This is a genomic window from Paraburkholderia sediminicola (genome assembly GCF_046026855.1).
In the GTDB taxonomy this organism is placed as follows: Bacteria; Pseudomonadota; Gammaproteobacteria; order Burkholderiales; family Burkholderiaceae; genus Paraburkholderia; species Paraburkholderia sediminicola_A.
In genome coordinates this window covers 196514-211531 of the sequence record NZ_JAQQET010000014.1, presented here as the reverse complement: position 1 = coordinate 211531, position 15018 = coordinate 196514, and the positions used below count along the sequence as shown (strand labels likewise).

General features: G+C 61.3%; 12 protein-coding genes. 5 read left to right on the top strand and 7 right to left on the bottom strand.

All coding sequences use genetic code 11. The annotated features are described in order from the left end of the window. Positions 1-114: 114 nt before the first annotated feature. From cobA to PQR40_RS17730, 6 genes are all read right to left on the bottom strand, one after another. The gene (gene cobA / locus PQR40_RS17755; protein ID WP_408237560.1) at positions 115-867 is read right to left on the bottom strand and encodes a uroporphyrinogen-III C-methyltransferase; all 753 of its coding nucleotides are present in this window, start codon (positions 865-867) and stop codon (positions 115-117) included. A 54-nt stretch (positions 868-921) separates the two neighbouring features. Beyond that, positions 922-2238 (bottom strand): sulfate adenylyltransferase subunit CysN, encoded by a 1317-nt coding sequence (cysN, locus tag PQR40_RS17750; RefSeq protein WP_408237430.1) that lies wholly within the window; start codon positions 2236-2238, stop codon positions 922-924. Between the two features lie 110 nt (positions 2239-2348). Beyond that, complete coding sequence (gene cysD / locus PQR40_RS17745) at positions 2349-3311, bottom strand: sulfate adenylyltransferase subunit CysD (RefSeq protein WP_200574778.1); 963 nt, start codon at positions 3309-3311, stop codon at positions 2349-2351. 114 nt (positions 3312-3425) lie between these two features. Further along, positions 3426-4172, bottom strand: coding sequence for a phosphoadenylyl-sulfate reductase (locus PQR40_RS17740; protein WP_408394015.1), 747 nt, complete (start codon positions 4170-4172; stop codon positions 3426-3428). Beyond that, positions 4169-4708, bottom strand: coding sequence for a DUF934 domain-containing protein (locus PQR40_RS17735; protein ID WP_408394012.1), 540 nt, complete (start codon positions 4706-4708; stop codon positions 4169-4171). The genes PQR40_RS17740 and PQR40_RS17735 overlap by 4 nt, the downstream gene beginning before the upstream one ends. Positions 4709-4730: 22 nt before the next feature. After that, positions 4731-6410 carry a nitrite/sulfite reductase gene (locus PQR40_RS17730; RefSeq protein WP_408237419.1) on the bottom strand — a complete coding sequence of 560 codons (1680 nt, stop codon included), beginning with the start codon at positions 6408-6410 and terminating at the stop codon, positions 4731-4733. Positions 6411-6644: 234 nt separating this feature from the next. Here PQR40_RS17730 and PQR40_RS17725 point away from each other — a divergent pair, with 234 nt between their 5' ends. The 5 genes from PQR40_RS17725 to PQR40_RS17705 all read left to right on the top strand — a co-directional run bounded on the left by PQR40_RS17725 (position 6645) and on the right by PQR40_RS17705 (position 13815). After that, positions 6645-7586, top strand: coding sequence for a CysB family HTH-type transcriptional regulator (locus PQR40_RS17725; protein WP_408202288.1), 942 nt, complete (start codon positions 6645-6647; stop codon positions 7584-7586). A gap of 33 nt (positions 7587-7619) precedes the next feature. Next, positions 7620-8780, top strand: a complete 1161-nt coding sequence (locus tag PQR40_RS17720; protein ID WP_408394006.1) for an ABC transporter substrate-binding protein — start codon at positions 7620-7622, stop codon at positions 8778-8780. A 291-nt stretch (positions 8781-9071) separates the two neighbouring features. Beyond that, entirely contained in the window at positions 9072-10259 is a 1188-nt protein-coding gene (locus PQR40_RS17715; RefSeq protein WP_408394003.1) for an efflux RND transporter periplasmic adaptor subunit, read from the top strand. Between the two features lie 15 nt (positions 10260-10274). Beyond that, positions 10275-13466, top strand: a complete 3192-nt coding sequence (locus tag PQR40_RS17710; RefSeq protein ID WP_408394000.1) for an efflux RND transporter permease subunit — start codon at positions 10275-10277, stop codon at positions 13464-13466. Between the two features lie 88 nt (positions 13467-13554). Next, positions 13555-13815, top strand: coding sequence for a hypothetical protein (locus PQR40_RS17705; protein ID WP_408393997.1), 261 nt, complete (start codon positions 13555-13557; stop codon positions 13813-13815). Between the two features lie 30 nt (positions 13816-13845). Here the strand turns inward: PQR40_RS17705 and PQR40_RS17700 are convergent, their stop codons facing one another. Then, positions 13846-14997 (bottom strand): Gfo/Idh/MocA family protein, encoded by a 1152-nt coding sequence (locus PQR40_RS17700; protein WP_408393995.1) that lies wholly within the window; start codon positions 14995-14997, stop codon positions 13846-13848. Positions 14998-15018 lie beyond the last annotated feature (21 nt).

The following is a 15018-nucleotide window of genomic DNA, read 5'->3' as shown; positions in this document are numbered from 1 at the left end:
GACCGATAAGAATTCAAGGAAAGGCCAACGCCGTAGGCAAACAACAAACACCACGAACACAAACAAAATCAAGAAAAGCCTAACGCCGCAGGCGAACAGCAAAAAACAAAAAACCTAAGCCGCGACTAAAAACCCTTCCGCGGAGCGGCCAACCTGCTGCCGAGCAGCAAACGCCTCCCCTATCATCAAGAGACTCGGTTGCGAAGCATCAACCCACCTCTGTGCCTCGCCAGCAGCGAGTTCTTCAAGCGTGAGGGTGAGCATCCGCTCACGTTCCGTACTGCACGCCTCAACAATTGCCACAGGCGTCGACACAGCACGCCCCGCGTCAATCAACTGTTGGGCAATCTCCACCCCACTATCGCGACCCATATAAAACACGAGCGAATCCGCATTCACCTGCTCGCGAATCTCGTCAGACCCCGGAGCGCGGCTAAAAGTAGCCAGCGCAACACTACGAGAAACGCCGCGCAGCGTAAGAGACCGCTTCAACGAAGCCGCGCTAGCCAGCGCCGCTGTAATCCCAGGTACAACCTCGTACTCGATGCCTGCGGCTTCCAGCGCCCGCATCTCCTCATCGGCACGCCCGAACAACATCGGATCGCCACCCTTCAAACGAACGACCACGTCATGTTCAAGCGCAGCGTCCACAATCTGCTTGTTGATGAACTGCTGCGCCGTCGACAGTTGCCCACAGCGCTTACCCACCGCAATTCGCCGCGCGTGCGCAGGCGCGTGGTCGAGCATTGCCGGCTCGACAAGCGCGTCATGCAACACAACATCAGCCGTGCCCAGCAGCCGCGCCCCGCGTACCGTGATGAGGTCCGCAGCACCCGGGCCTGCGCCGATCAGATAAACCTTACCCATTTGCATCAACCTGTTCGTTAGGGCGCCTGCTGTACGCGGCCGAGTCTCAACCGCTTAAGCCGAAAACGCCCGAATCATCCCAGCCGCAACGGTGTGATGCGTCGCTTCGTCAATCAGCACGAATGCACCCGTGCCCTGATGAGAGTCGTACACGTCGCACACCAGCGGTTTTTGCAATGTCAGTGCAACGCGGCCGATGTCGTTCATCGTCAGTTCCTTGCGATCGGTTGCCTGCGACAGCGTATGCACGTCGAGCACTTCCCTGATCGAGCCGATCCGCGCGAACACCGTGTTGGTGGTCTGCTTCAACAGATACTTGCGTTGCGTCGAGAGCGGCGTGTCGTCGAACCAGCAGAGGTCGGCTTCCAGCTTCTTCGCCGGTTCCGGTGCTTCTTCGCGCAGCACGAAGGTATCGCCACGCGACACGTCGACGTCTTCCGCCAGACGGATCGTCACGGTTTGACCGGCAAACGCGCGATCCACTGCCGCCGTACCGCCCGTTACCGGAGCGATGATCTCGGCAACCGTCGCTTCGCGGTTCGCCGGCAGCACAACGATCGTGTCCCCCACTCTCACTTCACCCGCTTCAACACGGCCCATGTAGCCGCGGAAATCGTCAGCCTGGCTGCCGTCCTGACGCGCCACCCATTGCACCGGGAAGCGCAGCGCCTGACCCGTCGGGATATCGACCGGCAATGCTTCGAGCAAGTCGAGCAGCGGTTCGCCTGCGTACCACGGCATCCGCTCGCTAGCCGTCACAATGTTGTCGCCCTTAAGCGCCGACACCGGCACGAAGCGCACGTCATTCAGGCCCAACTGACGCGCAAGTTCGACATACGCGTCGCGGATCTCGTTGAAACGCGTTTCGCTGTAGTCGACGAGGTCCATCTTGTTGATCGCGACGATCGCATGCTGCAGGCCAAGCAATTTCACGATCGCGCTATGACGCTTGGTTTGTGGCAGCAATTGCGCCACGCCGTCGACGAACGTCACACGGGTCGCGTCGACCAGAATGATCGCTGCATGCGCGGTCGATGCGCCCGTCACCATGTTGCGCGTGTACTGCTCGTGGCCCGGCGTGTCAGCGATGATGAACTTGCGCTTGGCGGTGGCGAAGTAGCGGTACGCGACGTCGATCGTGATGCCCTGCTCGCGTTCGGCTTCGAGGCCGTCGGTCAGCAGCGACAGATCGATTTCGTCGCCAACGGTACGCTTATTCTTTGCTCGCGACAGTGCCGAAAGCTGGTCGGAGAGCACAGCCTTGCTGTCGTACAGCAGGCGGCCGATCAACGTGCTCTTGCCGTCGTCGACGCTACCCGCAGTAATAAAACGCAGCACGCCGAGGTCTTCTGGTTGGTGAATACCGCTCATGATTGTCTTGCCCTCTGTCGATCGGAGTTAGTGCAAAGCTCTTACTCCGATCCCATGCAACTTGTTGCGGTCGATCGGAGTTAGGGTGAAGCACTAACTCCAGTCCCGTATTAGAAATAACCTTGCTTCTTACGCTGTTCCATCGCGGCTTCGGAGACCTGATCGTCCATCCGCGTCGCGCCACGTTCCGTGATTTCGGTCACGGCCGTTTCAGCGATGATCTTCTCGAGATTGTCGGCATCGCTTTCCACCGGGCACGTGCAGCTGATATCGCCCACGGTACGGAAACGCACGAGCGCGGTTTCACTGGTCTCGCCTTCACGCATCGGCGTAAGCGGCGTGACCGGTACGAGCAGGCCGTTGCGGCGCACGATCTCGCGTTGATGCGCGTAGTAGATCGACGGCAGTTCAAGCTGTTCGCGAGCGATGTATTGCCACACGTCGAGTTCGGTCCAGTTCGAGATCGGGAACACGCGCAGGTGTTCGCCGTTGTGCAGACGCGCGTTATACAGGCTCCACAGTTCCGGGCGCTGTGCCTTCGGATCCCATTGGCCGAACTCGTCGCGGAACGAGAAGATCCGTTCTTTTGCACGGGCCTTTTCTTCGTCGCGGCGCGCGCCGCCGATCAGCGCGGTGTACTCATGTTCCGCGATCGTTTCGAGCAGCGTCACGGCTTGGGCGGCGTTGCGCGAATCCAATTCGCGGCGCAGCCGCACCGTGCCGCGTTTGATTGAATCTTCGACGTGACCCACCACCAGTTCGGCACCGATCTCTTTCGCACGGCGGTCACGGAAGTCGATCACTTCATCGTAGTTGTGACCGGTGTCGATATGTACGAGCGGGAACGGCAGCACGGTCTTGCGATTCGCGCCAATACCGAAGGCCTTCAGTGCGAGGTGCAGCACCACAACCGAATCCTTGCCGCCCGAAAACAGCAGCGCGGGCTTGCTGCATTCGGCAACCAGTTCGCGCAGGATGTGAATCGATTCGGCTTCGAGCCAATCGAGGTGATCCATCCGGTTTGCCGTATTGGTAAGCGGTGCATTCACAGTGGAATCGAGCGTGGTGCTCATGTTTGGGTCCTTCGTTGATTCGCCTGACAAGCGGTTGCTCGCCCAGGCGGAACTATTCAAATCGGTATGTGTGGCGTTCAGGCTAAAAACCAAGGCCTGAACCGCCTGAATGCTCTATGCCGAAGCGTTTTCGCTGCGGCTGACGGGGATCGGTGTAATCGTCGTGATATGCAGCCCGCATTCCTTCGTATCGCGCGACTCCCACCACCAGCGCCCTGCCCGGCTGTCTTCACCGGGACGGATCGCGCGGGTACATGGCTCGCAGCCGATGCTCGGATAACCGCGCGCATGCAGCGGATTGACCGGCACGTCGAACGCTTTCAGGTAATCCCATACTTCGGCTTCGGTCCAGTCCGTCAGCGGGTTGAACTTGGCGATGTTGCGCGCGGCGTCGTGCTCTTCCGCATGCAGTTCGGCACGTGTGACCGACTGTTCGCGGCGTTGACCCGTCACCCATGCGCTGACATCCGACAGCGCGCGGTTCAGCGGTTCGACCTTACGGATTTCGCAGCAACGCTTGCGCAGATCGACACTTTCGTAAAACGCGTTCAGACCATGCGAACCGACATACTCTTCAACCGCGGCAGCTTGCGGATGAAACTGCTCAATATCATACCCGTAGCGCTCTTTCACGCGATCGAGCATGCCGAGGGTTTCCGCATGCAGGCGGCCCGTGTTCAGCGAGAAGATGCCGATCTTCACACCACGCGAGAGAATTGCGTGGGTGAGCAGCATGTCTTCCGCTGCAAGGCTGCTGGCGAGCTTCACGTTCGCGTGACGCGCGGCGATCGAGTCGAGTAGAGCATCAAGGCGCTCGACCTTCGCAGCGAGTTCCGGCGTGAGCGATTGGACGTCGCTCATGCCGATGCCTTTGCCAGTTCGCCTGCTTCGCGGCGGCGGAACAGCGGCGATGAGTTCACCGCGCCCTGATAGTTGAAGCTGAATTCGTCGAACGCCTTCAGTGCGTCGTCGAAGTCTTTGTCCTCGCGCAGCGCGTAAGCGTCGAAGCCGCAGCGGAACATAAACGTCAGTTGATCGCGCAGCACGTCGCCGATCGCACGCAGTTCGCCCTTGTAGCCATAACGCTCGCGCAACAGGCGGCCGATGCTATAGCCACGACCGTCGCGGAACACCGGGAAATCCACGCCGATCAGCGCGATCGTGTCGAAGTCGGCGACGATATCCGCCGGCTCGCTATCCGGCGCGAGCCACACGCCGATTTCAGCGGCGCTGCGCGAAGCGATCAATGCGTCACGGGAAGCCTGCCACAGCGCAAGCGGCACCAGCACTTTGCCGGCCGGCAATGCATCGACCGCGGGCAGCGTGCCGTCTTCTGCGGCGCGCACCACCGTCCAGTCGTCGCTGACAATCGCGCGGTTCTTGATGATAGAAGTCATCTGTTCAGTATCCTTTTCGCGGTTACGCGTGAGCCGGTTGACGCGAGGCGTACACACGTTCCTTGAACGGGGCCATGCCGATGCGGTTGTACGTTTCGATGAAGCGTTCGCCTTCGTGGCGATTCTCCACGAACGTGTCGATCACTTTGCTCATCACGTCCGGCATTTCTTCCGCCGAGAACGACGGGCCGATCACGCGGCCGAGATGCGCGCCCGTGGCGCCCGAACCCTGCTCGCCGCCGAGCGTCACCTGATACCACTCCGAGCCGTCCTTATCGACGCCCAGAATGCCGATGTTGCCAACGTGGTGGTGACCGCACGCATTGATACAGCCCGAAATGTTCAGCGACACATCGCCGAGGTCGTACACGTAGTCGAGATCGTTGAAACGTTCCTGGATCGCCAGCGCGATCGGAATCGACTTCGCATTCGCGAGCGAGCAGAAATCGCCACCCGGGCACGCGATGATGTCGGTCAGCAAGCCGATGTTCGGTGTTGCGAAACCCTGCGCCTTGGCCTTTTCCCACAGCGCGAACAGATCGCGCTTCTTCACGTTCGCGAGAATCAGGTTCTGTTCGTGCGACACGCGGATTTCGCCGAGCGAGTATTCATCGGCCCAGTCGGCGACCGCTTCCATCTGCGCGTCGGTTGCATCGCCCGGGGCGATCGTGGTCGGTTTCAGCGACAACGTGACCGACGAATAACCTTCCACCTTGTGCGGGCGCACGTTACGTTCGACCCAGCGCGCAAATGGGCGGCTTTCCAGCAAATGCTTTTCGAACGATGCGTCTGTGTCGGCCAGCTTCTCATACACCGGCGGCTGGAAGTACTGCGACACGCGGTCGACTTCGGCTTGCGTGAGCGTCGCCGGACCGTCCTTCAGGTGTTGCCATTCTTCTTCGACCTGCGCCGAGAATTTCTCCGGGCTCAGCGCCTTCACGAGAATCTTGATACGCGCCTTGTAGATGTTGTCGCGGCGGCCATAGCGGTTGTACACGCGCAGCACGGCTTCGCAGTAGGTCAACAGGTGTTGCCACGGCAGATCTTTACGGATGATCGCACCGATGATCGGCGTACGGCCCATGCCGCCGCCGGCCAGAATGTCGGCCACCAGCTCGCCCTGCTCGTTCTTCTTCAGATACACGCCCATGTCGTGGATCTGCACGGCAGCGCGGTCTTCCTTCGAACCCGACACGGCGATCTTGAACTTACGCGGCAGCCACGCAAATTCCGGGTGGAACGTCGACCATTGACGCAGAATTTCTGCCCACGGACGCGGATCGACCATTTCATCCGGCGCTACGCCAGCGAACTGGTCGGCCGTGATGTTACGGATACAGTTGCCCGAGGTCTGAATGCCGTGCATCTGCACCGCAGCAAGCTTGCGCAGGATTTCCGGCGTTTCTTCAAGCTTGATCCAGTTGTACTGGATGTTCGAGCGCGTCGAGAAGTGGCCGTAGCCGCGGTCGTGTTCGCGCGCGATCTGAGCCAGCACGCGCATCTGGTCGCTGCGCAGGTTGCCGTACGGAATCGCGATGCGGTGCATGTACGCGTGGCGCTGCATGTACAGGCCGTTCTGCAGGCGCAGCGGACGGAACTCCTCTTCGCTCAATTCGCCTGACAAGCGGCGGCGAACCTGATCGGCGTATTGCGCGACCCGCTCATCGACGATGGTCTGGTCGTACTGATCGTATTGGTACATTCGGGGACCCCAATTTTTTGCGTGACACACGACGGTCCGGGGGCCGGCCACCCGGTTCCGCCACGCCCTGAATACAGGTGTTTGTCAGTCAAGGAGAGTCAGGGTTTAGACCTATCTCTCATTTGCTTATGACAAATACAGATATCCATATTGAAAAAGATGGACAGATCGTAATAAACTCGCCTTATATTTCAAACGACTAAAAAATTCTTTTGATATGCGGAGAGGTTATATATGAACCTGCATCAATTCCGCTTCGTCCGCGAGGCTGTGCGGCAGAATTTCAACCTGACCGAAGCGGCCAAAGCCCTGTTTACAAGCCAGCCGGGCGTCTCCAAGGCGATCATCGAGCTGGAAGACGAGTTGGGCGTCGAAATCTTCACCCGGCACGGCAAGCGCGTGCGGGGAATGACGGAGCCGGGGCGCATCATTCTTCAGTCAGTTGAGAAGATTCTGCAGGAAGTCGAGAGCCTCAAGCGGGTCGGTAAAGATTACGCAGCCCAGGATCAAGGCAATCTGGTAATCGCCGCCACCCACACCCAGGCACGCTACTCACTTCCGGCCGCCATCGCCGAATTCAAGAAGCGTTTCCCGAAAGTTCACCTTTCAATTCTGCAAGGCAGCCCGACTCAGGTCGCGGAGATGGTGATCCACGATCAGGCCGACCTCTGCATCGCCACCGAAGCGATCGCTAACTATAAGGAACTGGTCTCGCTGCCCTGTTTCCAGTGGCACCACGTCGCCGTGATGCAGCCGGATCATCCGCTGCTCGACCGCAAACTTTTGTCGTTGGATGATCTGACCCAATATCCGCTGATTACGTACGACAACGCGTTCGCCGGCCGCACCAAGATCAACGAGGCGTTCCGCCTGCGCGGGCTGCATCCGGACATCGTGCTGGAGGCGATCGACGCCGACGTGATCAAGACCTATGTGGAACTGGGTCTGGGCGTCGGCATCATGGCGGATATTGCGTTCAACGCCGAGCGCGACCGCCATTTGCGCGCGATGCCGGTCGGCCACCTGTTCGGCAGCAATGTGACCCGGGTCGCGTTGAAACAGGGCGCCTATCTGCGCAGCTATGTGTATACGCTCGTCGAACTGCTGTCGCCAAGCATGAATCGCAAGCTGATCGAACAGGCGCTCAAAGGCGAACACGAAACCTACGAACTTTGACATCACCACGCTTCCCGCTACGGAGACCCCTCGATGAAGTCGTATAAGAAAAAGATCAGCGGCCTAGCCGCTCTCGGCGCGCTCTTGCTCGCCACCACAGCACAGGCCGACATCAAGGTCGGCATCGATCTGTCGAGCACCGGCCCCGCGGCCGTGATCGGCATCACGAGCAAGAACGCGATGCTGATGTGGCCGGCCACGATCGCCGGCCAGAAAGCCGACTACATCTTCCTCGACGACGCTTCAGATCCGGGCAACGCGGTGCGCAACATCCGCAAGCTGATCAATGAAGACCACGTCGACGTGATCGTCGGCCCGAATATCACGCCGGCCGCGATGGCCGCGCTCGATCCGGTTGCCGAAAGCCAGACGCCGATGATCACGCTGATCGGATCGGCAAGCGTGGTCGAACCGCAGGAAGGCAAGAAGGTCTGGGCCTACAAGATGGCGCAGACCGACAGCGCGATGGCCGATGTGATGACCCGCTACATGTCGAACCACAACGTGAAGACGGTGGGTTTCATCGGTTTCGCCGATGGTTACGGCGAAAGCTGGCTCAATGAGTTCAGCAAGTTCGCGGCGTTGCGTCACATCCAGTTGGTGGCGACGGAGCGCTATAACCGCACCGACGCTAGCGTCACCGGCCAGATCCTCAAGCTGATGGCGGCCAAACCCGATGCGATCCTGATCGCCGGGGCCGGCACGCCGACCGTGCTGCCGCAGCGCACGCTGATCGAACGCGGCTTCAAAGGCCCGATCTATCAGACGCACGGCATCGCGACGCCCGAGTTCATCAAGCTGGGCGGCAAAGATGTGGAAGGCACATTGTTCCCGACCCAGCCGGTCGTGGTGGCGCGCACGCTGCCGGCCGATCATCCGGCGAAGAAGGCGGCGCTCGCGTTCACCAACGAATACGAAGCGAAGTACGGCCCGGGCAGTGTGACGCAATTTGCGGGCGATGCGGCAGGCGTGTATCCGCGTTTGCAGGATGCGGTGGCGCGGGCATTGAAGACGGCACAGCCGGGCACACCCGCTTTCCGCGTTGCGCTGCGCGACGAACTGGAGCACGCGCATGAACTGGTCGTGCCGAACGGCGTGGTCAATACGAGCCCGAAGGACCACGTCGGTCTGGATCAGCGCGCCAGCGTGATGGGCATCATCAGGAACGGCAAATTCGTTTACCTGAGTCAGTGAGCGGGTGATGCGCGGCGGGTTCCATCCCGGTTCAGCGACGCGCATCTTACTGCCCACAGCCACCATCAGTCCGTCTGAATTTGTCACTTTTGAGTCAATACGCACGCCTGCTGCCCGAGCACACCGTTCGGGCGGCACGCGCCCTGCAAGCTGCGTGTAACATGCTGACGGCCAGCTTGCAGTGAACTGCGAGTTCTGGCTAATTTGCCGATTCCGTGCGAGCGCGGAGCGCCTTGAGACTACAAGGCCACCGCCGCCTCTCGCCAGTTCGTGAAGTCCGTCAGACCACGCATGCTAAAAACCAGAAAACGCATCATCATCGCCACCGCCGTGGTTGTCGTGATCCTCGCCATTGCGATTGCCCAGGCTATCAGGAAGCGCAGCACCCCCGCTGCAGCCACCGACACCGTCTCTTCTGTCGTCGAATTCGCGCCTGACGATCTCACCACCGTCAGTCGCCGCACGCTCTCCGAAACGCTGCCGCTGACCGGTTCGCTGCGCGCCGTCACGCAAGCCGCGGTCAAATCGAAAGTCGCCGGCTCGGCGCTCGATGTCATGGTGCGCGAAGGCGATCCGGTCAAGACCGGCCAGGTCCTCGCGAAGATCGACGCCCGCGACTATGTCGCCCGCGCCGAACAGACGCGCGGCCAGATGGCCGCCATGGCCGGCCAGCTCGACATCGCGAAACAGACGCTCGATAACAACCGCGTACTGGTCGAAAAGGGCTTCATTTCGAAAAACGCTTTCGACACCGCACAAAGCCAGTATCAAATCGCCCGGGCGAATCTCGATGCGGCCAGGGCAGCGCTGGCGTCGTCGAATCTGTCTTTGGACGATACCGTCGTGCGCTCGCCGCTCGATGGACAGATCGCCTCGCGCTCGGTCGAACCGGGCGAGAAAGTCGCGGTCGATACCAAACTGTTCGACGTGGTCAATCTGCGCACGCTCGAACTGGAGGCACCCGTGCCGGTCGGCGAGATCGGCCGTGTGCGGATCGGTCAGCCGATCCAGATCGCTTTCGACGGTATCGACACCCCCCTCCAGGGCGCGATCACGCGCATCAACCCGGCGGCGCAAGCCGGCTCGCGTTCGATCATGGTGTACGTGCAGGTCGCCAACCCGTCGGGCACGCTGCGGGTCGGCATGTTCGGCACCGGCACGATCTCGGTCGGCAACCGGCAGAACGTGCTGGTCGTCCCTGCCACCGCCATACGCACGGACGGCACACGCCGCAGTGTCTATGCGCTCGCCGGCGGCAAGCTGGTTGAGCAACCGGTGCAGACCGGCGCGACGGGCGAAGCCGATGGCGACACATGGACCGAGATCGTCGGCGGCCCGTTGGCGCCCGGCCAGCAGATCGTGAAGAACAATCTCGGCTCATTGCGGATCGGCAGCACCGTGCATGTGGTGCAGCCCGCCCAACGAGAGCAGGTTGCCCCGCAAGCGGCCAGCGTGCCGGGCGCAAGCAGCGCACGCTGACCGGAGCCGGCACCTATGTGGTTCACCCGTATCAGCATCGGCAACCCGGTGCTCGCCACGATGATGATGATGGCGTTCCTCGTCATCGGTCTGTTTTCGTATCAGCGGCTCAAGGTCGATCAGTTCCCCGACATCACCTTCCCGATCGTGGTTATACAGACTGCGTATCCCGGGGCGTCGCCGGAATCGGTCGAGTCCGACGTCACGCGCAAGATCGAGGAAGCGGTCAACACGATCAGCGGTATCGACGAAATCACCTCGCGTTCCTACGACGCGCAGTCGGTTGTGATCGTGCAATTCGATCTGTCCGTGGACGCAGTGCAGGCAGCTCAAGACGTGCGCGACAAGATCGCGCTGATCCGCCCCGATCTGCGCGACGGCGTGAAAGACCCGCGCGTGCTGCGCTATGACCCGTCGGATATGCCGATCATCACGGTGGCCATCTCGAACGCGCCGGGCGCGTCGTTGTCTACGCGCGATCTGACCACCGTCGCCGATCAGATCGTGCGCAAGCGGCTTGAAACCGTGCGCGGCGTCGGCTCGGTCTCGCTGGTGGGCGGCGTGAAGCGGCAGGTGCAGATCGACGTGAATCCGGAGAAGCTGCAGGCGCTTTCGATCGGCGTCGATCAGGTGATCCGCGCGGTGCAAAACGAGAATCAGGAGATTCCGGCCGGGCCGCTCACATCGAGCCATGTCGAGCAAACCGTGCAGGTCAAAGGCCGCTTCGAGAAACCGGACGACTTCAAACGCATCATCGTCGCGCGGCGCGGCGCGCAGTCGGCGATTCCGACTGCCTCTTCTGCGACACAGCCTGTCACGCTCGATCAGGTCGCCGACGTCGTGGATGGCCAGCAGGAACCGGACAGCATGGCCTTGCTCAACGGCCAGCGCGCGCTGTTCCTGTCGATCATCAAGGCGCAGGGCGAGAACACTGTTGATGTCGCGCACGGCGTGCGTGACGAAGTCACACGTTTGCAACCGCAACTGCCGCCGGGCGTACAACTTAGTATCACCGACGACTCGTCGATCAATATCGAAGACAGCGTCAACGAGGTGAAACGCACCCTGCTGGAAGGCGCATTGCTGACGGTGCTGATCGTGTTCCTGTTCCTCGGCTCGTGGCGCAGCACGGTGATCACCGGCCTCACACTGCCGATCGCGCTGATCGGCACCTTCGCGGTGATGTACGCGTGCGGCTTCACGATCAACGTGATCACGTTGATGGCGCTGTCCCTATGCGTCGGTTTGCTGATCGACGACGCGATCGTGGTGCGCGAGAACATCGTGCGGCACGTGCAGCTCGGCGCGGATCATCGCACCGCTGCGCTCGACGGCACCAAGGAAATCGCGCTCGCCGTGCTGGCGACCACCTTTTCGATCGTCGCCGTGTTTTTGCCGGTGGGCTTCATGGGCGGCATCATCGGCCGCTTCTTCCATCAGTTCGGCATCACGGTGGCCGCTGCCGTGCTGATCTCGATGTTCGTGTCGTTCACGCTCGATCCGATGCTGTCCTCCATCTGGCCGGACCCCGATCTGCACGACGCCGATACCGGCCGCAAAGGCTATCGCTATGGACGCGTGATCGAGCGTTCCCTGCATCTGTTCGACAAACAGATCGAACGGCTCACCGCGTTCTATCAGCGCCTGCTCGGCTGGTCGCTGAAACATCGCGCGATCACGCTGGTCGTGGCCGCAGCCACGTTCTTTGGCAGCCTGTTTCTGGTGCCGTTCGTCGGCACCGAGTTCGTGCCGAACGCCGACTTCTCCGAAACGCAGATCGGTTTGAACACGCCGGTGGGCACCTCGCTCGAAGCCACCTCGGAAAAAGTAAAGCAGGTGCAGGCGATTCTCGCGACTTACCCCGAAGTGCGCTTCAGTTACGCGACAGTCAACTCGGGCAACACACAAGGCAAAAACACCGCGCTGATCACCGTGCGCCTGAAGGACCGGCGCGACCGCACGCGCGGCATGGTCGAATTGAACCAGGTGTTTCGCGCGCGGCTCGCTTCGGTGGCGGGTGTGTCGATCACGGAAATCGGCGTACCCGACGGCGCGGGAAGCACGAAAGCGATCCAGTTGAGCTTGCAAGGAGACAGCATCGACGAACTGCGCCGCCTTTCAGACGCGGCTCAAGTGCGGATGGCAAAGATTCCGGGCCTCGTCGACCTCGATTCGACTCTCAAGGCGGACAAGCCGATCGTCGCGATCAATGTGAAGCGCGAACTGGCCTCCGACCTCGGCGTGGGCGTGGCCGACATCGGCACCGCGTTACGGCCGCTGCTCTCCGGCGACGCCATCAGCACATGGCGCGCGCCCGACGACCAGGACTACGACGTCAGCGTGCGTTTGCCGCGCTCTCAGCGCCAGGACGTCGACGATCTCGCCAAGCTGATGATCGCGACCAACCGCACCGACGCGAACGGTGCGCCGGTGCTGGTGCCGTTGCGCCAGATCGCGGATATCGTCAAGACGACCGGTCCCGATGTGTTGAACCGGCGTGACCTGCAACGTGAGGTGATGCTGTCGGCAAACGTGAATGGCCGCTCGCCCGGCGAAGTTGCCGCAGATGTGGCGAAGACGCTCGACGCGATGCATTTGCCGGCGGGCTACCACTACCGCTTCGAAGGCTCGACCAAGAGCATGAACGAATCGTTCGTGTACGCGGTGGAGGCGTTGGCGCTCGCGGTGATCTTCATCTATATGATTCTCGCGTCGCAGTTCGCGAGCTTCGCACAACCGCTCGCCATCATGGCGTCGTTGCCGCTCACGTTGATCGGCGTACTGATCGCGTTGCTGCTGTTCGGCAGCACGTTGAACATGTTTTCGATCATCGGCTTTGTGATGCTGATGGGCCTCGTGACGAAGAACGCGATTCTGCTGATCGACTTCGCGAATCAGGCGCGGCGCGGCACCCTGCTCGACGCGTCCGGCAAGGGTCGCGTCATGGAGCGGCGTGAAGCGCTGCTCGAAGCGGCGCGCGTGCGTCTGCGGCCGATTCTGATGACCACGCTGGCGATGATCTTCGGCATGCTGCCGCTGGCGGCTGCGCTCGGCGAAGGCGGGGAGCAACGCGGGCCGCTTGGGCAGACGGTGATCGGTGGCGTGATTACGTCGTCGATTCTGACGCTGGTGGTGGTGCCGGTGGTCTATACGGTGCTGGAGGATTGGGCGGATTGGCTGCGCCGCACGTTCAGGCGCAAGGCTTGAGCTGCAAAGCTGCGCCACGAAGCAACTCCGCGCGCCCCTCGCGAAGTTGCTACAGTAGACGTCTTTCCCCGACCAGCAGTCCCACACCATGCGCACTACCCGAGCCATCCACGCCGTCGAGCGGCTGAAAACCCGCAGCGGCAACCAGCAGTTCGCCGCGATCAGCCTGTCCGGCGGCCTGTTTTATCTGGTCGACAAATCGAGCGGCACGGACAAGAAAGTCTCCGATCCGCTGACACTCGACGATTTCGTCAAATTCGTCGACGGTTTCGGGCCGCCGAAACCGCGCAAGGCAAGCAAGCTCGATATCGCGTTTGAAGCGCAACTCAAGAAAAGCAAGGGCGGTTGAACTCGCCGTTATCGTTTGGGTTCTGCCGACTCAGCCCTTGCCGATCTCGCGCCACTGACCGTCCGCCGCGCTGCTTGCCAATACCGCATCAATAAAGCGCAGTCCCGCCACACCGTCATCGACAGTTGTGAGCAGCAGACATTCAGCGGGCAAAGGCTGGCCCGCATCCAACGCCTCGATCTGCAACGCCGCATCTTTGTACAACTGCGCGAACGCTTCCAGATAACCCTCAGGATGCCCCTGTGGCACGCGCGTCGCATGCGCTGCGATCGCACTTTTCACACGCCCTCGCGTCAGTCGCTCAGCCGAGCCACTCAGCGGCGTGAACCACAATTCGTTCGGATTCTCCTGATCGAAGCTCAAACTGGCCTTCGTGCCATAAACCCGCAGACGTAGAGCATTCTCCGCGCCACTCGCCACCTGGCTTGCCCACAGCATGCCGCGCGCACCGTTCGGATAGCGCAGCATTGCCTGCACGTGGTCATCGATACGGCGTCCCGGCACGAACGTATGCAACTCCGCCGATAGCGACGACGGCGTCATCCCCGTGATAAAGGCCGCGAGATGATAGGCATGCGTGCCGATGTCGCCGAGGCAGCCGGCGGGACCCGCCAACGAAGGATCCGTGCGCCAGCCTGCCTGCTTGTTCGTCCCGCTCGTTTCTATCGGTTCAGCCAGCCAGTCCTGTGCGTACTCGACCTGCACCACGCGTAATTCGCCGAGCGCACCATTTTCGACGAGCTCGCGAGCATGGCGCACCAACGGATAGCCGGAATACGTATGTGTCAGCGCGAACAACTTGTTCTTCTCGCGGGCGAGCTTCGCCAGCGCCTCGCCTTCCGCCAGCGAAATCGCTAGTGGCTTGTCGCACACCACATGGATGCCCGCTTCGAGAAAAGCCGTCGCCACAGGCGCATGCAGATGATTCGGCGTGACGATCGCGACAGCGTCAATACCGTCCTCGCGAGCGGCTTCGGCATGCGCCATCTCGCGCCAGTCCGCATAGCTGCGCGCGATACCGGCTTCAGCGGCACTAGCCTGCGCGCGCCGAGGATCGGACGACAACGCGCCCGCCACCAGTTCGAACCGATCGTCGAGCCGCGCCGCGATCCGATGCACGGCGCCGATAAACGCGCCCTGCCCGCCGCCGACCATGCCGAGCCTGAGTCTTCTTTGTGGCATCACATTCACTCCGTTGCGATC